Raw genomic sequence first — 25405 nt, 5'->3', positions numbered from 1 at the left:
CGCGGCGCCCAGCTGTCCGGCGGACTGCACCACTCCCGCCGCGAGCCCCGCGTGCCGCTCCGTGAACGGAGTGAGCGCCACCACCTCGCACGCCATCCAGACGAGGGGCAGACCGGCCCCGGTCAGCGCGATGCCGGGCAGGACGCCCGTGACGTACTGCGAGGCCGGGGTGAGCCCGGACAGCAGCAGCAGTCCGGCGGCGACCAGGGCGCTGCCGACGGCGCACGGCAGGCCGGGCCCGCGCCGGGCGAGCACCCGGCTGCAGACCCGGCCGACCAGGAGGATCCCGCCGACCATGGGGAGCAGCGCACACCCGGCGAGGGCCGGACTGTAGTGGTGCGCCTGCTGCAGGTGGGCGCTGCCGAGGAAGACCACGGGCGCCGTGGCGGCGGAGACGGAGAGGATGCCCACGGCGCCGGTGATCAGGGGGCGTTGGGCGATGACCACCGCCGGGAGCAGCGGGTCGCGGCCGTGCCGTTGGCGCAGCACGAACAGCGCGCCGAGCACGGCGCAGGCCCCGAGCGCGTACAGCACGGTGAGGTCACCGCCGTGCTCGGAGAGACGCACCAGCGCGTACACGAACGCGAGCAGACTTCCCGCGAGCGCGACGGCCCCGGCCAGGTCGAGGCGGGTGCCGGGCAGCGGCCGGGGGTCGGGCAGGTCGGTGCCGCGGGCCGCGAGCAGCGCCCCGGCCACGAGCGGCACGTTGAGGTAGAACGCCCAGCGCCAGTCGAATCCGCTGACCACGAGCCCGCCGACCAGGACGCCCGCCACCGAACCGAGCCCGCCCGTGGCCGCCCACAGGGCGAGGGCGCGGGTGCGCTGGGCCCGGTCGGGCGCCGCGGCGAGCAGCAGGGACATGGCGGCGGGCACCAGGACGGCGGCCGCGAGCGCCTGCACCGCCCGTGCCGCGATGAGCAGTTCACCCGTGGGCGCGGCCCCGCACGCGGCCGAGGCGAGGGCGAAGGCGGCCAGACAGCGCAGGAAGAGACGGCGGGCCCCGGCGAGGTCGGCGAGACGCCCGCCGAGCAGCTGCAGGGCCCCGACGAGCAGGACGTAGATGTTGGTCACCCAGTGCACGCCGGTGAGCGACATGGACAGCTCGCCGCGGATCTCGGGCAGCGCGAGGGACACGATGCCGGCGTCGGCGTTGGCGAGCGCGGGGGCCATGGCGACCAGGAGCAGCAGCCGCCTCGGCGGGCGGGTGCGCTCCGTGGACAGCGCGCCCCTGTGGGCCCCGGGCAGCGGTTCGAGAGGCGTGGTCAAGGCCATGACGGCTCCGTGAGTCGGCTCGAGCCGCGCACAACGGCATGCCGCGGCCCAGCGGCGAGCAGGTGAGATGCAGCGCGCACGGCGACGGATGCCGGGCGGCAACGGCCCCACGCAGAGGGGGCGTTGGATCCGCTGGGGGCAGTCAGCGGAGCGGAGGGGGCGCCGCGTCGCGCGGAGCGACGCCCGGGTCCTGGCCTTGACGTGGCAGGACCGTGAAGAGCGAGCGCAGGGCTCATTGGCCCGCCCGCCGGGAGGGGGGATGTCGGCGGGCGGGGGCCTCGGGGAGCGGGGGCCTCGGGGGAGGCGGCTCCCGCTGGGGGAGGGGTGTTGCGGGGTGGTGACGTGTGCGGGGGAGTGCTGTGCAAGGGAGTGCTGTGCGGTGCCCGCGCGCGGCGGGGTGCGGCGGGGTGTCCCGCCGGAGGGCCCGCGCGGGGGACGGGGTTACGGGGATCCCCGTCCCGCCGGTCTCGTCCGCGGGTCCCGGTGAGGCGGGACCCGCGGGGCGAACCCGGTACGGCCGGACCCGTGCGGCGAACCGGCCGTCGGCAGGCGCCTCACGGAACCCGGGCCCGGACCGGCGGTACGGACCCGGGCTCCGTGCGGCGGGGCCGGCTCAGAGCTCCTTCAGGAGCCCGCCGTCCACGACGAAGTCGGCGCCCGTGGTGCTGCCCGAGCGCGGCGACGCGAGCAGCACGACCGCGTCGGCGACCTCCTGCGGCTCGACGAACCGGCCGGTGCTCAGGTTCAGCATCTCCGGGACGACGGAGTCGAGGACGTTGTCACGGTCGGTGCCGGCCTGCGCGGCGATCGCGTCGGCGACGCCGCCCTCCTCGGTCCACCACGGGGTGCGCACCACACCGGGGGACACGGTGTTCACACGGATGCCCTGCGGGGCGAACTCGCCCGAGAGCACCTTGGTGAGGTTGCTCAGACCGGCCTTGGCCGCGCCGTAGTCCACGTTGATCGGCGAGGGCTGACGGGCGTTGGCCGTGGAGATGTTGACGATCGAGCCGCCGCCGCGCTCCAGGAGCTGCGGGATGGCGGCGCGGATGGCGCGCACCGCGGAGAACAGGTTGAACTCGAACATCGCGCGCCACTCCTCGTCGGTGGCGTGCAGGAAGGAGCCGCGCGGCAGCGTGACACCGGGCGGCGGGCCGCCCGCGTTGTTCACCAGGATGTCGAGCCCGCCGAACACCTCGACGGCGCGGGCCACGGCGGCCTCGGGCGCCGCCTGGTCCGTGAAGTCGGCGGAGAAGTGGACCAGGTTGGGGCCGGCCAGCTTGTCCAGGTCGGGGCTGGTCTTGCGGGAGACGGCCAGGACCTTGGCGCCCTCGTCGAGCAGGGTGCGGGTGATGGCGAGCCCAATGCCCTTGGAAGCGCCCGTGACGAGTGCGACGCGGCCGGAAAGCTGCAGATCCATGAGGTTCCTTCACCGTGGGAGGAAGCCGCCCACCGGGGGGCGGGGAGCGCTGTTGCGTGCGCTCTCACTGGGTGGAACACCGCCACCGCCGAAGGTGTTGCACACCGCCCGGCAGGCGGGGGACTCGACGGCGCGGCCCGGGGCCCCGGGCCCGGCTCAGACGTGCCAGCGGGCCACTTCGTCGGGCAGCGTCTCGAGCTCGGCGATCTCGGACGGCTTGCGGTTCATGTACTCCGGGTCGCAGCCCTGGTGGCCGAGCAGCCGCGCGAGGGGGGCGAGCACCGTGAACAGGGCCCGCTGCAGCGCCCACGGCGGCGAGGTGAACCGGACGACGTCGCCGAACTCCAGCGTGGTCACCGCCTGTTGAAGCAGCTTCGGCATGCCCTCCGGCGTCGTCTTGCCGTCCTGGGCCAGGCCGAAGAGCTGGCGCAGCACCAGCTGCTCGAAACGGTCGCTGTTCTTGCGGACCTCGCAGATGTGGAAGGACTCCTCGCCGCTGCAGTTCCACCACCGGTGCTTGATGCCCGGCTGGATGAGCACGCTCTGGCCGGGCTCGTCGAGGATCACCTGGCGCCCGCCTATCAGGAAGGCGACCTTCCCCCTGACGAGCGTGAACCGTTCCTCGCTCACGGGGTGCAGATGCTCGCCGGAGACGGCGCCGCCCGGCTTGGCGTAGACGTCCATGACGGTGCGCGCGCCGCCCGTGTGCGAGGACGGCGTCCGGATCACCACCCGCTCGCCGCAGCGCGGATTCTCGTAGACCTCGCCCACTTCGACGGTCATCGCCGGCCTCCCTCTCTGGGTCGTCGTAGGTGTCGTCGTTGTCGCAGGTGTCGTAGGTGCCGTACGGCATGTTCCGAATGTTCCGACGCCTCGATGATGAGCGGAGAGTTTCGGCCGCACACTCCCAATCTTGCGGCTGATTTTCGGACGGAGGAATTCCGGTGAAAGACCGCAAGAACCAGGAGGTTTGAGCCGGATCGCTTCCGTACGCTCACCGGCGGACGATGATCAGTTCTGTCGCTGTCGACGCGAAATTACACAGAACTTTCGCAGTGGCTGAGTCTCAGCTGTCCTGCTCTTTTCCAGGACCTGACACGGCCCCTGTTCTACTCGGCGTCCAGTCCTTCGGCTCAGTGTTCAGGAACGGGTGGATTGAGCATGGCGCAGAACAAGCACGGAAAGCATGGAATAGGCCGCAGGCGGCTGTTCACGTCGGCCGCCGCCATCGGCGGCACGGCGGCCCTGTCCGCCGCCGGGACCCGGGCGCTCGCGGGACCCGAGGCGGCGGCCGCGGGCCCGGCGGGCTTCGGCCCCGTGGCGGTCTCCGCGACCGACGCCCAGTACAGCGACCTGGTGCACGGCATGAACCAGCGGTACGTGGGCAAGCCCGAGGCCGTCTACCTCGTGGACTCGGTCAGCCAGGTCGCCGGCATCGTGCAGAAGGCCGTCGACGGCAAGAAGCGGCTCACGGTCCGCTCCGGCGGCCACTGCCTGGAGGACTGGGTCTTCAACTCCGACGTGCAGGTCGTCCTCGACCTCTCGCAGCTGAACAAGGTCTACTTCGACGCCGGGCTGAACGCCGTCGCCGTGGAGACCGGCGCCCAGCTGCTCGACGTGTACCAACTGCTCTACCAGGCGTGGGGCGTGACCATACCGGGCGGCATCTGCCACTCCGTCGCGGCCGGCGGCCACGTCAGCGGCGGCGGCTGGGGGATGCTCTGCCGTCAGCTCGGCCTGGTCATCGACCATCTGTACGCGGTCGAGGTGGTCGTCGTCGGCGCCGACGGCAAGGTCCGGACCGTGCGGGCCACCCGGGAGAAGGACGACCCGGAGCGCGACCTGTGGTGGGCGCACGCGGGCGGTGGCGGAGGCAACTTCGGCGTGGTCACGCGCTACTGGTTCCGCAGCCCCGGCGCCACCGGCTCCAGCCCCAGGACGCTGCTGCCCAAGCCGCCGAGCCACGTGTACCTCAGCGCCGTGTCCTGGCCCTGGGAGGGCATGACGGCCGAGCGGTTCAAGACCCTGGTGCAGAACTACGGCGCCTACTTCACCGCCCACAGCGGCCCCGACGCCCCGCAGCTCGCCCTCGCCAGCTTCCTCGGTCTCACGCACAAGTCCGCCGGGCAGATCGGCCTGGTCACCCAGGTCGACGCGACCGTCCCCGGCGCCCGCCAGATGCTGGACGACTATCTCGCGGCCATCAACAAGGGCGTGGGCCTCTCCCAGGGTGCCCTGACCCGGTCGATGGCCGAGTTCGGGCCCATGGCGGAGTTCGCCGAGCCGCGCAAGCTGCCCTGGCTGGACGCCACCCGCTATCTGGCGCTGACCAACCTGAACATCACCGACCCCACCTACCGCCAGGAGTACAAGTCCTCCTACATGCGGGCCAACTTTCCGGACCGGCAGGCCGCGACGCTCTACAAGCACCTGAGCCGTGACGACGTGACGCTGCCCGGCGCCTCCGTGACCCTGAGCTCCTACGGCGGCAAGGTCAACACCATCGCCCCCGGGGCCATGGCGTATCCGCACCGCGAGGCGTTCTACAAGATGATGTGGATGTCGCTGTGGCACGACGCGGCCGAGGACGACGCATACGTCGCCTGGAACCGCGAGTTCTACAAGGATCTGTACGCCGACACCGGCGGTGTCCCCGTGGCCAACGACGTCACCGACGGCTGCTACGTCAACTACCCCGACAACGACCTGGGCGACCCGAAGTACAACAGCTCCTCGACGCCGTGGCACGACCTCTACTACCGCGGCAACTACGCGAAGCTCCAGCAGGTCAAGAAGAAGTACGACCCCAGGAACTTCTTCCGGCACGCGCAGTCGGTACGGCTGCCCTCCTGAGCCGCCGCCGGCTGCCTTCCTGAGCCGCCGCCGGCCGCCCCACGCCTCCCCGGGGCGGCCGGCGCCGAGCTGCTCAGCGCTTGACGGCGAAGGTCAGGCCGTCGGCGAACGGGATCAGTGCGAGGTCGACCCGCTCGTCCAGGTGGACCTTGCGGTTGAAGGCGCGCAGCGCGGTGGTCTCGGAGTCCTGGTGCGTCTCGTCGATCACCGCGCCGTGCCACAGCACGTTGTCCACGACCACCAGGCCGCCGGGGCGCAGCAGTTCGAGGGCCGCCTCGTAGTACGCGGCGTAGTTCTCCTTGTCGGCGTCGATGAAGACGAAGTCGAACGACCCGGCCGCACCCTCCTCCGCGAGGAGCTCCGTGAGCGACGCACGCGCGTCCCCGAGCCGGAAGTCGACCTTGTGGGCGACCCCGGCCCGCTTGCAGTGGTCCAGGGCCATCGCCGCCCAGTCCTCGTCGATGTCCAGGGCGACCACCTGGCCGTCCGAGGGCAGCGCGAGGGCCGTGGACAGCAGGCTGTAGCCGGTGAACACCCCGACCTCGAGGGTGCGCCGGGCACCGAGCGCCTTGAGCAGGACGCTGAGGAACTGGCCCTGCTCCGGGGAGATCTGCATCAGGTGCAGCGGCAGTTCCGCCGTCTTCTCGCGCAGTTCGCGCAGGACGTCGTGCTCGCGCAGGGAGACCTCCGCGACATAGTCCTGGAGGGCTTCGTTGACATCGACCTGGATCCTCATCCTTGCCACCTTGGATCGGAGACTCGAATACGAAGGGCGCCAGGCCGGCAAGGGCCGAACCAGCGCTGAAACTCTGGTCATTAGAGCCATTGTGAAAGAGGCAGTCAAGGAGTTCTTGACCGGTTCGATAGAGGCAGGGAAAGGTTGCGAAAAGTCTAGCTCGATCCTTCAGAGAGCCCTGCGACAATGGCCGGGTATGAATTCACGTATGCCGTAGCAGAGTTGTCTTTTCGCAGCCCCAAAAGGCCCGAGGGGAGCACTTCGTGAGCACAGCCGCACGTAGTTTCAGAGACTGCCTCGGCCGGTTCGCCTCGGGCGTCACCGTCGTCACCGTGCGTTCCGGCGAGACCGTGCACGGCGCCACGGTCAGCTCCTTCACCTCCGTCTCCCTCGAACCGCCGCTGGTCATGGTCAGCCTGGACCGGCGCAGCCGTAGCTGCGCGGCCCTCGACGGCGCCGACTTCGGCATCAACATCCTCGCCGCGGGCCAGCAGGACCTCGCCCTGCACTTCGCCGGCCGGCCCGCCGTCCCGGCCACCCCCGTGCGCTGGGAGCCGGACGGCAGGACCCCGCGTCTGGCCGGCGCCGCCGCCTATCTCGACTGCGCCCCCTGGGCGGCCTACGACGGCGGCGACCACGTGCTGTACGTCGGCGCGGTGCGCGCCTTCGACGCCGCTGACCGCGAGCCGCTCGTCTTCCACCGGGGTGCCTTCCGCGCCCTGGACCGGTCGCCCGTCGAATCGGCGTGGACCGGATCTCTCGACGGCCCCGTGGACGGCGCCTGGGCGCCCGGTGCCACGGCGCTTCTCTCCTCCCTGGGCCACTGACCCGGGCCACTGACCGGACAAGGACCTCCTCATGACGCCTCAGAACGCCGACGCCGCCCCCGCTCCTGCTCCCGCCGCCCCCAAGACCCGTCCGCTGACCGGCGAGGAGTACCTCGCGAGCCTCGACGACGACCGGGAGATCTACATCTACGGCGACCGCGTCAAGAAGGTCACCGAGCACCCGGCCTTCGCCAACTCGGCCCGGATGACCGCGCGGCTCTACGACGCCCTGCACGACCCCGCCACCCGCGACGTGCTCACCACCCGCACCGACACCGGCAGCGACGGCTACACCCACAAGTTCTTCCGCACGCCGCGCAGCGTCCAGGACATGGCCGAGGACCGCGACGCCATCGCCGAGTGGGCCCGCCTCACGTACGGCTGGATGGGCCGCAGCCCCGACTACAAGGCGGCGTTCCTCGGCACCCTGGGGGCCAACTCCGACTACTACGCGCCTTTCCAGGACAACGCGCGGCGCTGGTACAAGGAGTCGCAGGAGAAGGTGCTCTTCTGGAACCACGCGATCATCCATCCGCCCGTCGACCGGCACCGCTCCGCCGAAGAGGTCAAGGACGTCTTCGTGCACGTCGAGAAGGAGACCGACGCCGGGCTCGTCGTCAGCGGCGCGAAGGTCGTCGCCACCGGCTCGGCGATCACCCACTTCAACTTCATCTCGCACTACGGACTCCCGCTGAAGAAGAAGGAGTTCGCGCTCGTCGCCACCATCCCCATGGGCGCGCCGGGCCTGAAGCTGATCTGCCGCCCCTCCTACGCCGCCACCGCCGCCGTCATGGGCAGCCCCTTCGACTACCCGCTCTCCTCCCGCCTCGACGAGAACGACACCATCTTCGTCCTCGACAAGGTCCTCATCCCGTGGGAGAACGTCTTCCTGTACGGCGACGTGGACCAGGTCAACGGCTTCGCCCCGAAGTCCGGGTTCATCCCCCGGCTGACCTTCCACGGCTGCATCCGGCTCGCCGTGAAGATCGACTTCATAGCCGGCCTGCTGGCCAAGGCCGTCGAGATGACCGGCACCAAGGACTTCCGCGGCATCCAGTCCCGCGTCGGCGAGGTCCTCGCCTGGCGCAACATGTTCTGGGCCCTGACCGACGCCTCCGCCCGCAACCCCGAGGAGTGGAAGGACGGCGCCCTGCTGCCGCGGCTCGACTACGGCATGGCGTACCGCTGGTTCATGACCATCGGCTATCCGCGCATCAAGGAGATCATCGAGCAGGACGTGGCCAGTGGTCTGATCTACGTCAACTCCAGCGCCGAGGACTTCAAGAACCCCGAGGTCCGTCCCTATCTCGACAAGTACGTGCGCGGCTCCAACGGCTATGACTCCGTCGAGCGGGTCAAGCTGATGAAGCTCCTGTGGGACGCGGTCGGCACCGAGTTCGGCGGCCGGCACGAGCTGTACGAGCGCAACTACTCCGGCAACCACGAGTCCGTGCGCTCCGACATCTTCATGACACAGCTGGAGTCCGGCCAGCTCGCCTCGTACACGGGCTTCGCCGAGCGCTGCCTGAACGAGTACGACCTCGACGGCTGGACCGTCCCCGACCTGGACTCCTTCGCCCGGCTCCGCAAGGGCACCGGCGACTTCCTCAACGGCGCCTGAGGTGGAGATGCACAAGACGGCCACGCGCGGGACGGCCACGCGCAGGACGGGGCCGGCGCTCGCCGCGCTCTTCCTGGGCACCTTCGTCATGGGCAGCGCCGAACTCGTCGTCGTGGGCCTGCTCAACGTCATCGCCCGGGACCTCGACGTCTCCGTCGACACGGCGGGCACCCTGGTCACCGCGTACGCCCTGGGCATCTGCTTCGGCGGCCCGCTCCTGACCGCCCTCACCATCCGCCGCGACCGGCGCACGCTCCTGTGGCTGTCGCTCGGGGGCTATGTCGCCGGGAATCTCCTGGCCGCCCTGGCCCCCGGATTCGGTGTGCTCCTCGCCGCCCGCGCGGTGACCGGCGCCCTGCAGGGACTCTTCCTGGGCGTGGCCTTCACGGTCGCCACCCGGCTCGTGCCCGCCGAACGGATGGGGCGGGCCATCGCGGTGGTCTTCGGCGGTGTCGCCGTGTCCACCGCCCTGGGCGTGCCGCTCGGCACGCTCGCGGGTCAGTTCCTGGGCTGGCAGGCCGCGTTCACCGGGATCTTCGTCCTCGGCGCGCTCGCCCTGGCCGCCACGGTGTTCCTCGTGCCCCCGGTCGACGACGGCGGCGCGCCGGGCGGCCTGCGTGCGCAGGCGGCGTACGCCTTCGCGCCGCGCGTGCTCGCCGTCCTCGGCGTCGGATTCCTGCTCCTGGGCGGGCAGTTCGCGGCGTTCACCTACATCACCCCGTACCTGGAGGACGTCACCGGCATCTCCGGCGGGACGATCAGCGTCTTCCTCTTCGCGTACGGCATCGCCACGGCGGTCGGGACCTTCCTCGGCGGCCGGGCCGCGGACCGCGCCGCCACGGCCACCCTCCTCGGCGCGAACGTGATCCTGGTCGTGGCCATCGGCGCCCTCCACCTGATGGGCACGGCGCCCCTGCCCGTCGCCCTGGCGCTCGCGGTGTGGGGCCTGGTCGGCTTCGGCCTCGTCCCGTCCCTGCAGTACCGGGTGAGCGAGCTGGCGGGGCCGGGGCGCGATCTCGCGGCGACGCTGCCCGCGTCGGCGGTGAACGGCGGCATCGCGGCCGGCGCGCTCGCCGGCGGGGCGGCCGTGGCCCGCGGCGGGGCCGAGGACGCCGTCCTCGTGGGCCTGCTGATCTGCGCCCTCGCGCTGCCCGCGACCTGGGCCACGCGCTTCCTCAAGGCGCGAGCCGAAGACGGCGCGGCCGGTGCGGCCGGTGTGGCCGATACGGACGGTACGGCGGCGGGACCGGCGCCGCGCGCCGCCGAGGCGGCGGCCGCGCGCGCCGAGTGAGCGCCGGCCTCGGCGGTTCAGCCGGCTGCGGCCGGTGCCTGGACGCGCAGCAGCCGCCTGACCCGCTCGCCGAGCGCCACGGTCCGGACCTCCACGGGCAGCGTCCGGGCCAGCTCGGGCGGCTCGGCGCGGCGCAGCGTCTCGTGCACGAGGCGGGTGAACGCGGCGTCGGCGGGCGCCAGTTCGGCGTGCGGGAACATCTCCCGCAGGCGCCGGTGCAGGGCCGCGGGCGCGGCGCCGGTCAGCACCGCGCACACGCCCCTGCCGGTGACGGCGACGAGGACGGGACCGAGGGAACTCGTACCGGACGCGCTGCTGATGACCATGGCGCGGCCGCCGTCCCGGAACGCCCTGGGCGTCATGCCGAGGATCTCGGGGGCCGCCGCGTAGAAGTGGCCGTCGGAATTGAAGCCGGAGCTGTAGATCGCGTCCGAGACCCGGCCCGCCGTGGCCAGTTCGCGGCGGACCCGGCGTGCGCGGCCCGCCGTCAGATAGGCGTGCGGGGTGACGCCCGTGAACGCCTTGAACATCCGGTGGAAGTGGAACGGGCTGTAGCCCACCGCGCGGGCCAGCTCGTCCAGGCCCGGGGGCTCGTCCGCGGTGTCCATCAGCAGACAGGCCCGGTCCACCGCCGCGGCGAAGTCGCCGTCCCGGTCCGGTTCGTCGGGGCGGCAGCGCTGGCACGGCCGGTAGCCCGCCGCCCGCGCCTGGGCCGACGACGGGAAGAACGTGACGTTCTCCCGCCGGGCCAGGCGCACCGCGCACGACGGTCTGCTGTAGACGCCGGTGGTGCGCACCACGTAGCAGAACTGCCCGTCCGCCCGCCCGTCGCGCCGCTGCACCGCCAGCCAGCGCTCCGCGTCGGTGGTGTACGCGGTCGAAGTCACCGTTCAGCACTCCCCGTTGATCGGTCCGGCCACCGGAAGGAGCAGCCGGCTGCGGTCGCGCACCGTCTTCCCGCTGGCGGTGCGCGGCAGTTCGGGCACCAGGTGGTAGCGGTGCGGTGAGCCCGCGTCGCCGAGGAAACGGCGGCACCAGGACCGCAGTTCGCGCTGGTCGAGGCGGTCGAGCGGACCGGCCACATGCGCCTCGATCGGATCGAGCCCGAGCACCACCGCGTCGGTGACGTGCCGGTGCGCCCGCAGCACCGTCTCGATTTCCAGGAGGTCCACGAACGCGTCGGCGGTGGCCGGCCGCGCCGAACCGGGCATCCGGCCGTGCAGCCGCAGCGCACCCGTCGCCGGGTCGACCGAGGCCAGGTCGCGGGTGCCCATCCAGCCACCGGACCACGGCTCGTCCTCGTACAGGTAGGGCGACTGCGGTACGTGCGCCTCCAGGACGCCGCCGACGACCCGGGTGCGCGTCCCCGGCACCGGCACGCCCACGCTGGGGGTGCCGAACCTGCCGGTGAGGTCGGTCGCCAGAATGCCGGTCTCCGTGGTGCCGTACGCCTGCCCGATCGCCACCCCGTAGCGGCCCTGGAACGTGCGGGCGGTCGTGGGGGAGAGCGAGTCGCCGCCCGACACCGCGGTCCGCAGCCGGTCCAGGGTGAGAGCGGGGCGCGCCGTCGCGAGCCAGTCGAAGTGCCGGGGATTGCCGATCACCACGTCGGAGCCCGCGGCGGCCTCGGCCACCGCCCGGGGACTCTGCGCCCTCGGGAACACCAGCGTCGCCGCCGCGTCCAGGGCGTGCAGCACCCCGCCGATCAGCCCGAAGGAGTGGGACACCGGCTCAAGGACGGCCACCCGCTCGCCCGGCCGCGGCATGCCGTCCAGGCCACGCAGCCGGTCGAGTTCGGCGAGCAGTGACTCCGAGGACCGGCCGACCGCCTTGGGGCGGCCGGTGGTGCCCGAGGAGAACTGCACCACGCAGTGCCCGGTCCGCGCGCGGCGTCCGCCGCGCCGTCGCTGTACCAGTACCTCGCACTCGTCCACGAAGACGTCGCACTCCTCGCCGGTGCCCCCCAGGGACACCAGGAAGCCGGGTGCGGCCCGCTCGAGGAGCGCCGTACGTTCGTGGGTGTCCAGGCGCGGGTCGAGCAGGATCACCTGCGCGCCCAGCGACCAGAGCCCGAAGATCACCCATAGCTGGGTGAAGCTGGGTGAGCCGTGCAGTGCGACCGTGTCGCCCGCTCGGATGCCGTGGCTGTCCAGGACCTTGGCCTGCCACTCGCTCTGGCGGCGGAGGGTGGCGAAGGTGATCTCGTCATGACCGCTCGCCCATGTCTCGTCGTGGCCGCCGTGAGCGAGCAACTCGGCGCCCCACCAGGACCGTTCACTCATCTTTCCCCGACTTTCCCGACTGCGGCCGCCGGTGGCCGGGCCCCGTCGCGCTGGGGCCCGGCCACCCGGCCCCGCTACTTCTCGACGCAGAACTCGCCCACCGGCCAGCCCACGTGGCGCTTGTCGGTGGCGACGTAGCCGAGCAGCTGGTCGCCCTTCTTCAGCTCGGTCGTGTTCAGGACGGCGGCGCCGGGGCCGAGGACCCGGACGTGCCAGTCGTCCTGGACGATCAGATTGACCTCGACGCCCTCCTCGGAGACCGCCTTGATGCCGAGCAGCGGGCGCGACTCCAGCTTGATCCGGCCGACCACGATGCGCCGGGTGCGGCCATCGGCGCCGACCGCGAGCACCGAGCTGCCGGCCTTGAGCTCGCTCAGGTAGTTGGTGCGGTTGTCCGCGCCGAGCACGTACGAGTGCAGGGCGCCGGCGTTGATGCGGAAGGGCCGGGTCGGCATGTAGGGCAGCGGGTGCGTCTCGCTCACGCACAGCACGAAGCCGTGCGAGTACGAGCCCACCAGCATGCCCTCGTCCTTCTCGAAGTGCGTGCAGGTGTCGATGCACACCCGGTCGCCGAGGCCGAGGTGCTCGATGGACTGGACGGTCAGCTTCGTCAGGTCCAGGTCGGGGGTCTTGGTGCGCAGCATCTCGACGACGGCGAAGACGTCATTGGCGTTCTTGGGCGCGATGAGCACGCCCTCCGAGCCCTTCTCCAGCACGTCGATGATGATCTGCGCCTCTTCGATGTCGGCGGCCTCACAGATCAGCTGGCCGGGCGAGCTGTCCGCGGCGGCGATCACGATCTCCAGCGGGATCTTCGTCGGGTCCTTGAACCGCACCACCGTGTACGGCAGTTCGCGGGCCGCCTCGCAGGCCAGCTTGAGGGTCGGGTCGTCGACGACGTTGACCAGGGCCGCGGTGTCCTGCTCGCCGCCGCGGTGCCGGGCGCCGAGGACGCCGAGGCCGTCGAGGTCCGCTATCTCCCGCAGCACGATCAGGTCGTCCGCGCCCTCGGCCGGTGCGCCGGGAGCGAGGACCCGCTTGACCGTGTTCGGGAGGGTCGCGAGGCGCTCCGGGTCGCTGTCGACGATGGCGTCGACACGCGCGTGGATCGCGGCGTCGACGACGGCCTCGCGCTGCTCGGCGGACACGGTACGGAGGTCGATCCAGGCAAACTTCACAATGCACCTGCCATTTCGGGTCGCGGGGTGGGCACCGGGGGGAACTTCTGGTCGTGAATCAGTGAGGTCAGTTCGCGGACCGCCTTCTCGGGGGACGGGCTGGTGAACACCCGCCGCCCGACGGCGAGTCCGCTGCAGCCGGCTTCGAGAGCCGTGGCTGCGAACTCGAAGAGGGACTGGTCCGTGCTCCCGCCGCCGGCGACGACGATGGGCAACGGTGACGCGGCCACCACCTCCGCCATCCGCTCGGGCGGGCTGGCGAGCACGGTCTTGACGATGTCGACCCCGAGGTCCGCCGCGATGTTCGCGACGTGCGCGAGCAGCGTCGGGTCCTGGGGGTCGCTCACCCGCGGGCCGCGCGGGTAGATCATGGCCATCAGCGGGATGCCGAAGCGCTCGCAGGCCGAGGCCACCGTGCCGAGGTCGGTGAGCTGGGCGGCCTCCGTGTCGGAGCCGATGTTGACGTGCACGCTGACGGCGTCGGCGCCGAGCCGTACCGCCTCCTCCACGTCGCCCACGAGGACCTTGGCATTGGTGTCGGGCGCGTGCGCCGTACTGGCGCTCAGATGCACCACCAGGGAGCAGCTGGCCATCAACTGCGGGGGGATCATGCGCGCCCTGCCCTTGTGCACGACGATGGCGTCGGCGCCTCCCGCCGCGATGTCCGTCACGAGTTCGGCGAACCCGGCGGCACTCGCGACCGGGCCGTCGGAGACGGAGTGGTCGAGCGGAACGAACAGGAATCGGCCGTCTCCCGGCCGGGACAATCTCGCGAGGCGCACCGATTTACCGGTGAGCGGCATGCTCGACATGGACACACCTCTTCGTTGTGGTCAAAGAGATCGGACGGGACTCTGTCGTGGCGGCTCGTCCCATGGCTGAACCATGGCAGCGGCCACTGAAGAATCGAGCCAAGGCGGTGTCCGGCCCTCGCGGTGTGACGTCAATCTAGATCGGTCTGCCGGAACAAGGCAAGGTCAATTGCCAAGTTTTACCAATCCTCTGATGTAGCAGTAAATTGCCATGCTGAGCAGGGGGGTTGGTGTTCTTCGGGTGCCCGATGCGGGCCTTGACCTGGAGGTTTCGGCCCTCCCGGGGCGGGTTGAGGTGCCATCGAACTGCAAGAGAAGGCAAGGTGACTTGTCAATCCTCATTGACTCATTTGGCAAAGCGATGTCACGCTCCTTTCATCGGTCGACCGGCTACCGGCCGAATACCGCACCCATGAAGAACGGAGCTCCTCACCGTGTCTGTGCAGACGATTTACGCTCCTCCGCGGCCGTCCGAACTGGACGCCGAACAGATAGCCCAGTTCGAGCGATCCGGTTATCTCGTCCTGCCCGGGTTCCTCCCCGACGACCTGGTGGACCGGGTCAAACCGGAGGTGGACCTCTGGGTCGACAGCGGTCTGCGCGCCCAGACCATCGCGTCCGTCCTCGACCCCGACACCCACGGGGTCCCGACGCTGATGGAACTCGACCTGCCCGCGCACGGCGAACTCCTCGCCCACGAACCGCTGTTGCGCGTCCTCGGCAAGCTGCTCGGACCGCGTTTCGTGCACCACCACATGCACAGCGACCGGCATGCGCCCGACCTGCCCGGCAAGCCCTGGCACCACGACTACGAGCAGCGGGTCCAGTCGCACCGGACGCACACCATGGTCCACGCGCTGCACTACCTCGACGGCATCGACCCGGACATGGCCGGCCTCGCCGTGCTGCCCACCTCGCACCTCGAGGTGGCCGAGAAGTCCGACCTCGCCCACATGGGCTGCGACGTGCTGCCCGGCGAGGTGTTCATCGAGGAGCTGCCGCCCGGCTCGACCGTGCTGCTGCACTCCGCCCTCTTCCACACCCGCCGGGCGAAGCCCGAATACCCGGGCCGCCCGCGCTACTTCGTCGATGCCTCGTACTGCCAGGCCGGGACGCTCTGGCCGCCGGTCAAGCCGTACTGGCGGGAGATGCTCGGCCGCGGCCGGCAGCGCGGGCTCGGGGGAGCGCACTGGCCCGAGCTGTTCGCCGAGAGCCACTTCAGCGACTACGCCAAGCCCGAGTAGGAGGACGGCAGATGCTGTACGCGGGAATCTCCTGGCACGCGGGCGGATACCGCCTCGCCGTGGTCGGCCCGGACGGCCGGCAGGCTCTGCCGCCCGCCGACTACGCCGCGCCCCGCGCGGACGAACTGATCGCCCGGCTGCACCGGTTCGAAGAGCCGGTCACCGTCGCCGTGGAGTCCACCAACGGCACCCTCGACGGCAGGCTCATGGCCGCCGGCCTGCGCGTCCACCGCGCCGACCCCTGGCTGCTCCCGGGGCGGCCGCTGTTCGGCTCGGTCCCGGCACAGGACGTGGCCCGCGCGGGCCTGCGCGCCGTGGACGGCCTGGTGCCGCTGGCCGCCCACCGGGGCACCCAGACCGGCCGCGAGGACGAACTGGCCGCCCAGACAGCGAGTTCGGCCGACGCCGACCGTGCACTCGCCGCGGCCGGGCGGCTGTTCAGCCACGGCCCCCGGGGCCGCCGCGAGGTCGCCCTCACCTTCGACGACGGTCCGCTGCCCCCGTACACCGGGCAGATCCTCGACATCCTCGAGCGGTACGGCGTCGTGGCGACCTTCTTCTGCGTCGGCATCAACGCCGGCGGCTTCGCCGAGGACCTGGTGCGGATGCGCGAGCAGGGCCACGCCATCGGCAACCACACCTGGTCCCACCCGTTCCTGCCCGAGCTGTCGCGGCCGCAGCTGGCCGAGCAGATCGGCCGCACCGCCGAGGCGATCGCCGGGGCGAGCGGCGGCGCGGAGCCCCGCCTGTTCCGGCCCCCCTACGGCTCGCGCACCCCCCAAGTCCTCAACTGGCTGCGGGAGTTGGAAACCACCACGGTGCTGTGGGACGTCGCGCCGGACGACTGGGCGCTGCGGCAGGCGGACGCCATCGCCCGCGACGTGCTCGCCGACGTGCGGCCCGGCTCCGTGATCCTGCTGCACGACGGCGGCGGCGACCGCTCGCCCACCGTGGCGGCGCTCACGCCGATCATCGAGGGCCTGCTCGAGCGCGGCTACACCTTCGTCCGGGCCGACACCCTGGTCGACCGGGCCCTGTCCGCCCCGGCGGGTGCGGCATGAGCAACTGGGCCGGAAACATCAGCTTCGGGCCGGCCGGGGTGGCGCGGCCCGACTCCGTCGACGAGCTGCGCCGGATCGTCGCGGGCAGCACCCGGGTCCGTGCGCTCGGCACCCGCCACTCCTTCTCCGGCGTCCTCGCGACGACGGGCGGGTTCGTGCAGCTCGACCGGCTGCCCCCGGCCGTCGACATCGACCCCGCCGCGTCCACCGCGACGGTCACCGCGGGCATGCGGTACGGCGACGTGGCCGCCGCGCTGCACCGCTCCGGTCACGCGCTGGCGAACCTGGCGTCGCTCCCCGACATCACGGTCGCCGGGGCGTGCGCCACCGGCACCCACGGCTCCGGCGACGCCCGGCAGAGCCTCGCGGCCGCCGTGGTCGGCCTCCAACTGGTCGGCCCCCAGGGCGATGTGGTCGAGCTGAGCCGCGACAGCGACCACGACACCTTCGCCGGGTCGGTGGTCGCCCTCGGCGCCCTGGGCGTCGTCACCCGGGTGACCCTGAGCATCGAGCCGTCGTACGAGGTGGCCCAGTCGGTACGGGTGCGGGTTCCGCTCGACGAGGTGCAAGGCCGGTTCGACGCCGTGTTCGGCGCCGCCTACAGCGTCAGCGTCTTCACCACGTGGGCCGGCGACGCGGCCGTGTGGCTCAAGCGGCGCACCGACCGGCCCGCGGCAGACCTGGCTCTCGGCACCCCCGCCGACGGCCCGCTGAACCCGGTGCCCGGAGCCGACCCGGCGCCGTGCACCGACCAGTCGGGTCGCCCCGGGCCGTGGCACGAGCGGCTGCCGCACATCCGTTCCGGCACCGTCCCGGGCGTCGGCGACGAGCTGCAGTCCGAGTACTTCCTGCCGCGCGCCGCCGCCCCCGCCGCGTTCACCGGCCTGCGCGCGCTCGCCCCCCTCCTCGCACCGGTCCTGAAGGTCGGCGAGGTGCGCACCGTGCGCGGCGACGACCTGTGGCTGAGCCCCGCGTACGAACAGGACTCGGCCGCCTTCCACTTCACCTGGATCAAGGACGTCCCCCGGGTGCTGCCGGTGATCGCGGCCGTCGAGGAGGTCCTGGCGCCGCTGGGGGCGCGGCCGCACTGGGCGAAGCTCACGGCGATGACCGGGCCCGAGATCCGGTCCCGCTACCGCCGCGCCGCCGACTTCCAGGAGCTGAGGGACAAGTGCGACCCGGACGGCAAGTTCGGCAACGCCCTCGTCGACGAGTTGAGCCAGGACCGGCAGAGCCCCGGGTCCAAGTCCCCGCGCACCAGGGAGGTGCCCCCATGGAAAAGCGACTTCTGAGCAGGGCCGGGCGGAAGGTCTCCGTCGTCGGCCTCGGTACCTGGCAGTTCGGCGACGGCTGGGAGCACGTGCCGGTGCGCGACGTGCACGCCATCCTCGAAGCGGCCGTGGCCGCCGGGGTGGACTTCATCGACACCGCCGACGTCTACGGCGACGGCCGCAGCGAGCAGCTGATCGGCCACTTCCTCAAGGACTTCCGCACCTCGCCGGGCGAGCGGCCCACCGTCGCCACCAAGCTCGGGCGCCGCGGCCCGCAGGAACTCAGCTCCTTCACCCTCGACAACTTCCGCGCCTGGACCGACCGTTCGCGGGCCAACCTGGGCGTCGACACCCTCGACCTCGTCCAGCTGCACACCCCGCCGGACCCCGTGTTCACCTCCGACGCGGTCTACGACGCACTCGACGTCCTCGTCGACGAGGGCAGGATCGAGGCGTACGGCGTCAGCGTGGAGACCTGCGCCCAGGCCATGGCCGCCCTCGCCCGGCCGAACGTCGCCTCCGTACAGATCATCCTCAACGTCTTCCGGCGCAAGCCCCTCGAGCGCGTCCTGCCCGCCGCGCGCGCCGCGGGCGTGGGCGTCATCGCCCGGGTCCCGCTGGCCTCCGGACTGCTGTCCGGGAAGTTCCGGCGCGACACGGTCTTCGCCGCGGACGACCACCGCAACTACAACCGGAACGGCGAGCAGTTCGACGTGGGCGAGACCTTCTCCGGCGTCGACTACGAGACCGGCCTCGCCGCCGCCGCCGAGTTCACCGGCCTCGCCCCGGCCGGTCTGACCCCCGCGCAGCTCGCCCTGCGCTGGATCACCCAGCAGGACGGCGTCACCACCGTGATCCCCGGCGCCACCTCCGTGGCCCAGAGCCGGGCCAACGCCGAGGCCGGCCGCACGGCGCCGCTGCCCGCCGACACCCTCGACCGGCTCGCCGAGCTGTACGACCGCCGCATCCGGGCCCAGGTGCACCACCGCTGGTGATCCCCCGGATCACGGCCACCACCCCACACCTTCCCCTTCCAGGAGCAGCAGGATGAAGATCGCGGGAGAGACCGTCCTCCTCACCGGCGCCACCGGCGGCATCGGCCGGGTGCTCGCGGAGCGCCTGACCGCCGCGGGCGCCGACCTGATCGTGACCGGCCGCGACGCCGACGCGCTGCGCGAGCTCGCCGACGGGCTCGGTGCCCGCTGGGTCCCCGCCGACCTCGCCGACCCGGCCGACGTCACCGACCTCGCCGAACGCTGCGCCGGCAGCACGATCCTGGTGGCCAACGCGGCGCTGCCCGCCAGCGGCGACCTGCTCGAGTACACACCCGGGCAGATCGACCGGGCCCTGACGGTGAACCTGAACTCGGTGGCCCTGCTCGCCCGGCTGCTCGCCCCGGCGATGGTCGGCGCGGGCCGCGGACACCTCGCGTTCGTCGGGTCGATGTCGGGCAAGGCCGCCACCCCGCAGTCCTCGCTCTACACCGCCTCGAAGTTCGGCCTGCGCGGCTTCGCCCACGGCCTCAGGGCCGATCTGCGCGGGGCGGGCGTGGGGGTCTCCCTGATCCAGCCGGGATTCGTCGGCGGGGCGGGCATGTTCGCCAGGACCGGCGCGCCCCTGCCGCGCGGCGCCCGCACCGTGACCCCGGACCAGGTGGCGACGGCGGTGCTCCAGGCCGTCGAACGCGACCGTGCCGAGGTCAACATCGCGCCGCTGAAGCTCCGGGCGCTGTGCGCCCTCGCGGTGCAGTTCCCCAGCGCCGCGGCCTGGATACAGCGCCACTCCGCCCCGGACGCCGCCGGCTCGCTGATCGTCGAGGCCCAGCGCGCCTCCCGGTGAGCCCTGCCGCGCCGTCCCACCCGGTCGCGGACCAGCCGCCGGCCGACTGAGGCCCCCGACGCATCCCGCACACACCTATGGAGACAACCATGAAAAAAGCACTGATCTTCGGTGAGTACAAGATCGCCCGATTCCTGCCGGTCCTGCGCGACCGCGGCTACACCCGCGTGGTGGTCTACTCGGCCGTCGAGTTCGACCCGGCCGCCGAGTTCGACGCCGACGGCGTCGAGGTCAAGTCGCTGGATCTCGGCTGGAGTGCGGACGACGTGCTGCGCGTCCTGGAGGCCGAGCGGCCCGACGTCGCCATCGCCAACCCGTACGCCCACGGCCAGGAGCAGCTCCCCATCGTCTACGGGCGGGCCGCGGCCCGGTGGGACGGGCGGTTCGTCGCGCACTCGGCGGAGTTCGCCGAGGTGGCCTGCGACAAGGTCCGGCTGCACGAGACCGGTACGGAGCGCGGCTGGCCCATCCCCGCGGGCGCGGTCTGCGCGGACGCCGCCGAGGTCGCCGACGCCGCCCGTGAGCTGGAGTTCCCGCTCGTGATCAAGGAGGCCCAGGCGCAGGCGGGCGACGGCCGGTTCTACGCGGAGTCCCCGGAGGAGCTCGACGCCGTGCTCGCCGCGGGCCTCGCCTTCCCCGCGATCGTGCAGACCTTCAAGCGCGGCGTCGAGACCGGCGTCGAACTCATCACCTCGGACGGTGCGTCGACGCGCTGGCCGGTGGTGTCGATGGGGCCCCTCGACGCGGGGCTCGACCCGTCGCTGCGGGCGCGGGTCTCGCCGTACGTGCTGCCCGAGCGGGCCGCCGCGCGGCTCGACGCGTTCCTCACCGACATCCAGGACAACTTCGCCCCGTTCGGCCCGTGGCAGATCGACTTCGCCGTGGCCGGCGACGACATCGTCGTCCTGGAGATCAACCCGCGCCTCGGCGGCCTCTCCGACATGGGGCGCACCGGCACCGGCACCGACCCGCACGCCGTGTTCACCGCGGCCGCGCTCGGCGAGCCGCTGCCCCGCGTCGAGGCGCGGGCCGTGACGATCGAACTCCCGTCGACCGAGATCCCCGGCACCGAGGTGCCCGCCCACCCCGAGGGCGCCGAGGTCACCGAGGTGACCGCGCGCAGGCCCACCAACCGGTGCTTCATCAACACCGACCGCATGCAGCTGGTCACCACGGTCGACGACCTGGACGCGGGCCGGCGCTGGGTCAAGGAGCTCGATGCCGAGGGCCTGCTGCGCTGCTCGCCCGAGTCCGCGTACCGGCAGCTGGAACAGGGCTTCGGTGCCTTCGGCGGAGCGGCGGTGTCGCTGTGAAGGTGCTGATCGCCGGCCTCGGCGACCACAAGGAGTTCGGGCTCAAGTCCCTGCGCGACGCGGGCCACTTCGTCGGCGTCATCGACCTGCCGCACCGCATCCCGGTCAACCTGTGCGACTGGTGGCGCGCGGGCGACCGGTTCTCGGTCGACTCGATGCTCGAGGAGGCGAGCTCGGCGGGGTTCGAGTGGGACGCCATCCTGTGCTGGGAGGAGCTGTCCACCGACATCGCCCGCGAGGTCGCCCGCAAGCTCGGCGTCCCCGCCCCGCGCATGCCCGCCGGTCACTTCCGCGACAAGGGCGTCATGCACGGCAGGCTCCGGGAGGAGGGACTGCCGACGCCCCAGCTCGGCGTCGCCCGCACCGTCGAGGAGTGTGAGCGGCTCGGCGACGGCCACTACCCGCTCGTGGTCAAGCCCACCGACTACGGCGGCAGCGGCGGCGTCCAGGTCGTCGATGCCCCCGACGGCCTCGCCGACGCCTTCCGGGCCGCCGCCGCGCTGTCGGCGAGCGGGCGCGTGGCCGTCGACCGGTACGTGGCCGGGCCGGAGTTCAGCGTCGAGGCGGTGACCTGGGCGCCGGGCGACACCCAGATCGTCGCCGTCACCGAGAAGCACCTCACCACGCCGCCGTACTGTGTCGAACTCGGCCATGTACAGCCCGCGACGGTGACGGACGCGGACCGCGAGCAGCTCTCGGCCGCCACGGTCGGCGCGCTCGACGCGCTCGGCATGGAAGCGGGAGTGTGCCACGCGGAGTTCCGCATGAGCGACACCGGGCCGGTCCTCATGGAGATCGCCGGACGCCCGGCCGGGGGCCAGATCCCCCGCCTCGTCGAGCTGGCCACCGGCTGGAACCTGAACACCGCGGAACTCGCGGCGGTCGTGGGCGAGCGGACCCGGCCGGGAACACCGGCCGCGGAGTGCGCGGCCATCCGCTTCTTCGTGGGCGACGGACAGACCCCGTTCCGGCACCCGGTGACCCTGGACAGCGCGAGCCGGCCGCCGCTGCTCGGCGCGCTGCGGGAGCTGCGCTACTCCGCGGCCGAGGGCACCGTCTTCCGCACGCCGCGCGGACCGGAGGACCGCCTCGGCCACGCGATCGTCGCCGGCACCCGCGACGAGGTCATGGCGGCCCTCGCCGCCCTGGACCACGAGACGGAGGACCGCCGCGATGACTAGTCCCGCCATCCGCCCCGGCCCGGCCCCCGAGACCCGGGACGACGAAGGCGCCCGCGCGAGCGGGAACGCGGAGCGCGGCCTGTGGCGCAACCACGACTTCCTCAAGCTGTGGTCCGGGGAGTCGGTGGCCGCGCTCGGCGCTCAGGTGACCCAACTGGCCCTGCCCATGCTGGTGTTGGGGGCACTGGGGGCCAGCGCCTCGGAGGTCGGTCTCGTCGCGGCGATGCAGTCCCTGCCCGCGCTGTGCGTGACCCCCTTCGCCGGGCTTGTGATCGACCTGATCGACCGCAGGCTGGTGCTGCTGCTCGCCAATCTGCTGCGTGCCGCCGCGCTCGCCGTGGTGCCGGTGCTGTACCTCACGGACGCGCTGAGCGTGCCCGCCCTGTGCGCGGTCGCGTTCACCGTCGGCGCCGGGACCGCGGTCTTCGACGTCGCCTATCTGACCTACCTCCCGTCCCTGGTGCCCCAGCGACACCTGGTGGACGCCAACAGCAAACTGCAGGGCTCCTACTCCATGGCCCAGATCGGCGGCTCCGGAGCGGGCGGACTGCTCATCAAGGCGCTCGGCGCCTGGTGCGCGATCCTCCTCAACGTCCTGGCCTATCTGGGGGCGTTCGTGGCGCTGTTCCTGATCCGGCACCGGGAGCCGCCCCGCGACCCGGCGACGGCCGACCGGCCGCGGCTGAGCGACATCGTCACCAGCTTCGGACTGCTGTGGCGCCACCGGATCCTGCGCATGCTGTGCGTCCGCGCGGGCTGGTTCAACATGTGCGAGCAGGCGATCATGACGCTGTTCCTGGTGTACGCCGTGCAGGAGCTGCGGATGGACGCGGGCGGCGTCGGCTTCGTCCTCGCCGTCGGCAGCGTCGCCTCGCTGGGCGGGGCGATGGTCGCGCAGCGCGCCGGGCAGTACTTCGGATTCCCGAGGATCCTGGTCGTCGCCGCCAGCGCGTCGTCGCTCGCGCCCGCGCTGCTGCTGCCGACGGGGCCGGGGTCCGGCTGGAACTTCGCCTTCGCGACACTGACGTTCGCGGTGTACGGGTTCGGCCTGACCGTCTACAACGTCCATGTCGTCGCGTTCCGGCAGTCGGTGATCCCGTCCGCGGTCCTGGGCCGGGCGACCGCGGCGTACCGGATGCTCACCTATGGGCCCTTCCCGGTCGGCGCGTTCCTCGGCGGAGTGCTCGGCGAACGGCTCGGCCTGTGGAACTCGATCCTCCTCTTCGCCCTCGCCTCCGTCGTCGGCTGGGTCCTGTTCGCCCTGGCCTTCGGCAGGCTGCCCGCCACTCCCCGCGAGGCCAAGGCATAGGCCCGCAACCCGATCCCGCGCCGCGGGGTTCCCCTTCATGCGTGATTCACCCCCGTACCCGTACCCGACTCCGAGCTCCGGGAGCGCACCGCGATGGCCAACGGCACCAGGCCCGACACCCCTGTGGACACCGACGTCGCCGTGGTCGGCGGCGGCCCGGTCGGCATGCTGCTGGCCAGGGAACTCGCCCTGCACGGCATCCGCACCACCGTCCTGGAGAAACTCCCCGCACCCACCGGGGAGTCCAAGGCCGGCACCCTGCACGCCCGCAGCGGCCAGACCCTCAACCGGCGCGGTCTCCTCGAGGCCGTGCAGCCCGGACGCCCGGCGCCGCGGGCCGTCGGCGGCCCCGTGCCGTTCCACTTCGCGGGCATGTTCGACCTGGACCTGGCCGCGGTGGTCGACGAGGGGCCCGTCATCATCGGCAGCCCGCAGGCGTGGGCCCAGGAGGTCTTCGGCGACGACGCCCAGCGGCTCGGCGCGACCGTGCGGCGCGACAGCGAGGTCGTCGGCCTCGGCGAGGAGCCCGACCACGTCCGTCTCACCGTCCGCTCGGGCAACGGCGATGCGCGCACCCTGACCGCCCGCTGGGTGGTCGGCGCCGACGGAGCGCGCAGCGCGGTGCGCCGGCTGAGCGGCATTCCCTTCACGGGCACACCGGCCGGTGTCGGCGCCCTCATCGGCGAGGTCCGCCTCCTCGACCCGAGGACCGCTCCGCAGGGCTGGCAGCGCAACTCCCGCGGCTGGACGCTGGTGTGGCTCAACCCGTTCGGCCACAGCCGGGTCTGCACGTACGACTTCCGTGGCCCGCACGCCGACCGGCAGGCCCCGGTCGGCCTGGAGGAGTTCCGTGCCGAGGTCGAGCGCATCGCGGGGCGGCCCGTCCCGATGGAGTCGCCGAGCTGGCTGACGCGCTTCAGCGACGCCGCGCTGCAGGCCGAACGGTACCGCTCGGGGCGGGTGCTGCTCGCGGGCGACGCGGCGCACGTGCACTTCCCCGCGGGCGGCCAGGGCGTCAACCTCGGCCTCCAGGACGCCGTCAACCTGGGCTGGAAGCTCGCCGCCGAGGTGCGCGGCTGGGCCCCGCCGGAACTCCTCGACACCTACCACGACGAACGGCACCCGGTGGCGGCGGCGGTCCTCGACAACGTACGCGCCCAGGTGGCGTTGATGGACCCCAGCCCCCGGATGGACGCGCTGCGCGACCTGTTCGCCGAACTCATGCGCATGGACGAGGTCAACACCAGGCTCAGCGGGATGATCAGCGGCACGGACGTGGCCTACGACCTGGGCTCGGTCAGCGGCGCCCTGGCCGGACGCTTCGCCCCCGACCTGTCCCTCAAGTCCGGCGCCGGGGCGACCAGCCTCGCCGAACTGCTGCACTCCGCCCGCCCGTTGCTGCTGCTGCTCGCCGAGAACCCCGCCCTGGCCGAGGTCGTACGGCCGTGGGCGGACCGGGTCGACGCCGTCACCGCCACGGCGGACCAGGGCCTGGGCGCCGACGCCCTGCTGATCCGGCCCGACGGCTATGTCGCCTGGTCGGCGCGGGGCACGGACGGCGACACCGAGTCGCTGCGGCGGGCGCTGACCCGCTGGTTCGGGGCGCCCGCCGCCGAGGTGTCCTGAGGTCCGCGGCTCAGTGGCGGTCAGTAGCGGTAGTGGTCGGGCTTGTACGGGCCCTCGACCTCGACGCCGATGTAGGCGGCCTGCTCGGGACGGAGCGTGGTGAGCTTGACGCCCAGCGCGTCCAGGTGAAGCCGCGCCACCTTCTCGTCCAGGTGCTTGGGCAGCACATACACACCCGTCGGGTACGCGGACTGCTTGGTGAACAGCTCGATCTGGGCCAGCGTCTGGTCCGCGAACGAGTTGGACATCACGAACGAGGGGTGGCCGGT

The 25405-nt window shown here is 72.3% G+C and carries 21 protein-coding genes and 1 pseudogene; 13 read left to right on the top strand and 9 right to left on the bottom strand.

Annotation, left to right across the window (positions count from 1 at the left end):
* Positions 1–6 precede the first annotated feature (6 nt).
* The 3 genes and pseudogenes from ACFWYM_RS42070 to ACFWYM_RS42060 form a co-directional block, all read right to left on the bottom strand.
* Positions 7–1170: pseudogene (locus ACFWYM_RS42070) on the bottom strand (MFS transporter); the annotation flags it as partial.
* Between the two features lie 715 nt (positions 1171–1885).
* Positions 1886–2692, bottom strand: a complete 807-nt coding sequence (locus ACFWYM_RS42065) for an SDR family NAD(P)-dependent oxidoreductase (protein WP_384850122.1) — start codon at positions 2690–2692, stop codon at positions 1886–1888.
* Between the two features lie 156 nt (positions 2693–2848).
* Positions 2849–3475 carry a cupin domain-containing protein gene (locus ACFWYM_RS42060; protein ID WP_384850119.1) on the bottom strand — a complete coding sequence of 209 codons (627 nt, stop codon included), beginning with the start codon at positions 3473–3475 and terminating at the stop codon, positions 2849–2851.
* Positions 3476–3853: 378 nt separating this feature from the next.
* On the opposite strand from ACFWYM_RS42060, the gene ACFWYM_RS42055 reads away from it, so the two are divergent.
* Positions 3854–5545, top strand: coding sequence for an FAD-binding oxidoreductase (locus ACFWYM_RS42055; protein ID WP_384850116.1), 1692 nt, complete (start codon positions 3854–3856; stop codon positions 5543–5545).
* Positions 5546–5618: 73 nt separating this feature from the next.
* On the opposite strand, the gene ACFWYM_RS42050 is transcribed toward ACFWYM_RS42055, so the two are convergent.
* The gene (locus tag ACFWYM_RS42050) at positions 5619–6281 is read right to left on the bottom strand and encodes a class I SAM-dependent methyltransferase (protein ID WP_384850113.1); all 663 of its coding nucleotides are present in this window, start codon (positions 6279–6281) and stop codon (positions 5619–5621) included.
* A 263-nt stretch (positions 6282–6544) separates the two neighbouring features.
* On the opposite strand from ACFWYM_RS42050, the gene ACFWYM_RS42045 reads away from it, so the two are divergent.
* Genes ACFWYM_RS42045 through ACFWYM_RS42035 form a run of 3 tightly spaced genes read left to right on the top strand, consistent with a single transcriptional unit; the run spans position 6545 to position 10020 of the window.
* Positions 6545–7108 (top strand): flavin reductase family protein, encoded by a 564-nt coding sequence (locus tag ACFWYM_RS42045; RefSeq protein ID WP_384850110.1) that lies wholly within the window; start codon positions 6545–6547, stop codon positions 7106–7108.
* 31 nt (positions 7109–7139) lie between these two features.
* A complete protein-coding gene (locus ACFWYM_RS42040; RefSeq protein WP_384850107.1) occupies positions 7140–8729 on the top strand; it encodes a 4-hydroxyphenylacetate 3-hydroxylase N-terminal domain-containing protein in 1590 nt (529 codons plus the stop codon).
* A 7-nt stretch (positions 8730–8736) separates the two neighbouring features.
* Positions 8737–10020, top strand: a complete 1284-nt coding sequence (locus ACFWYM_RS42035) for an MFS transporter (protein WP_384850104.1) — start codon at positions 8737–8739, stop codon at positions 10018–10020.
* A 17-nt stretch (positions 10021–10037) separates the two neighbouring features.
* On the opposite strand, the gene ACFWYM_RS42030 is transcribed toward ACFWYM_RS42035, so the two are convergent.
* The 4 genes from ACFWYM_RS42030 to ACFWYM_RS42015 all read right to left on the bottom strand — a co-directional run bounded on the left by ACFWYM_RS42030 (position 10038) and on the right by ACFWYM_RS42015 (position 14283).
* Positions 10038–10907, bottom strand: a complete 870-nt coding sequence (locus ACFWYM_RS42030) for a bifunctional transcriptional activator/DNA repair enzyme AdaA (protein ID WP_384850101.1) — start codon at positions 10905–10907, stop codon at positions 10038–10040.
* A gap of 3 nt (positions 10908–10910) precedes the next feature.
* Positions 10911–12302, bottom strand: a complete 1392-nt coding sequence (locus tag ACFWYM_RS42025; protein WP_384850098.1) for a class I adenylate-forming enzyme family protein — start codon at positions 12300–12302, stop codon at positions 10911–10913.
* A gap of 74 nt (positions 12303–12376) precedes the next feature.
* On the bottom strand, positions 12377–13480 hold the full coding sequence (locus ACFWYM_RS42020) for a 3-dehydroquinate synthase II family protein (protein WP_384850095.1): 1104 nt from the start codon (positions 13478–13480) through the stop codon (positions 12377–12379).
* Complete coding sequence (locus ACFWYM_RS42015) at positions 13477–14283, bottom strand: 2-amino-3,7-dideoxy-D-threo-hept-6-ulosonate synthase (protein WP_384850164.1); 807 nt, start codon at positions 14281–14283, stop codon at positions 13477–13479. Before ACFWYM_RS42015 ends, ACFWYM_RS42020 begins: the two co-directional genes overlap by 4 nt.
* A gap of 443 nt (positions 14284–14726) precedes the next feature.
* Here ACFWYM_RS42015 and ACFWYM_RS42010 point away from each other — a divergent pair, with 443 nt between their 5' ends.
* From ACFWYM_RS42010 to ACFWYM_RS41970, 9 genes are all read left to right on the top strand, one after another.
* Positions 14727–15536: a phytanoyl-CoA dioxygenase family protein gene (locus tag ACFWYM_RS42010; protein ID WP_384850092.1), complete on the top strand. Its 810-nt coding sequence runs from the start codon at positions 14727–14729 to the stop codon at positions 15534–15536.
* 11 nt (positions 15537–15547) lie between these two features.
* Positions 15548–16597, top strand: coding sequence for a polysaccharide deacetylase family protein (locus ACFWYM_RS42005; protein ID WP_384850089.1), 1050 nt, complete (start codon positions 15548–15550; stop codon positions 16595–16597).
* On the top strand, positions 16594–17889 hold the full coding sequence (locus ACFWYM_RS42000; protein ID WP_384850086.1) for an FAD-binding protein: 1296 nt from the start codon (positions 16594–16596) through the stop codon (positions 17887–17889). The genes ACFWYM_RS42005 and ACFWYM_RS42000 overlap by 4 nt, the downstream gene beginning before the upstream one ends.
* On the top strand, positions 17871–18863 hold the full coding sequence (locus ACFWYM_RS41995; protein WP_384850084.1) for an aldo/keto reductase: 993 nt from the start codon (positions 17871–17873) through the stop codon (positions 18861–18863). The genes ACFWYM_RS42000 and ACFWYM_RS41995 overlap by 19 nt, the downstream gene beginning before the upstream one ends.
* Before the next feature lie 52 nt (positions 18864–18915).
* Positions 18916–19707, top strand: coding sequence for an SDR family NAD(P)-dependent oxidoreductase (locus tag ACFWYM_RS41990; protein WP_384850081.1), 792 nt, complete (start codon positions 18916–18918; stop codon positions 19705–19707).
* Between the two features lie 89 nt (positions 19708–19796).
* Positions 19797–21020 carry a hypothetical protein gene (locus tag ACFWYM_RS41985; protein ID WP_384850078.1) on the top strand — a complete coding sequence of 408 codons (1224 nt, stop codon included), beginning with the start codon at positions 19797–19799 and terminating at the stop codon, positions 21018–21020.
* Entirely contained in the window at positions 21017–22201 is a 1185-nt protein-coding gene (locus ACFWYM_RS41980) for an acetyl-CoA carboxylase biotin carboxylase subunit family protein (RefSeq protein WP_384850075.1), read from the top strand. The genes ACFWYM_RS41985 and ACFWYM_RS41980 overlap by 4 nt, the downstream gene beginning before the upstream one ends.
* Complete coding sequence (locus ACFWYM_RS41975; protein WP_384850072.1) at positions 22194–23510, top strand: MFS transporter; 1317 nt, start codon at positions 22194–22196, stop codon at positions 23508–23510. The genes ACFWYM_RS41980 and ACFWYM_RS41975 overlap by 8 nt, the downstream gene beginning before the upstream one ends.
* A 93-nt stretch (positions 23511–23603) precedes the next feature.
* Positions 23604–25136: an FAD-dependent oxidoreductase gene (locus ACFWYM_RS41970; RefSeq protein ID WP_384850069.1), complete on the top strand. Its 1533-nt coding sequence runs from the start codon at positions 23604–23606 to the stop codon at positions 25134–25136.
* Between the two features lie 20 nt (positions 25137–25156).
* Here ACFWYM_RS41970 and ACFWYM_RS41965 read toward each other — a convergent pair.
* Positions 25157–25405, bottom strand: a 249-nt coding sequence (locus ACFWYM_RS41965) for an adenosylhomocysteinase (RefSeq protein WP_384850066.1), incomplete at its 5' end; no start/stop codon positions are given.

Source organism: Streptomyces sp. NPDC059009 (genome assembly GCF_042740175.1).
In the GTDB taxonomy this organism is placed as follows: Bacteria; Actinomycetota; Actinomycetes; order Streptomycetales; family Streptomycetaceae; genus Streptomyces.
Note: the sequence above shows the minus strand (reverse complement) of the source record. Positions and strands in the feature narration are given on the sequence as shown.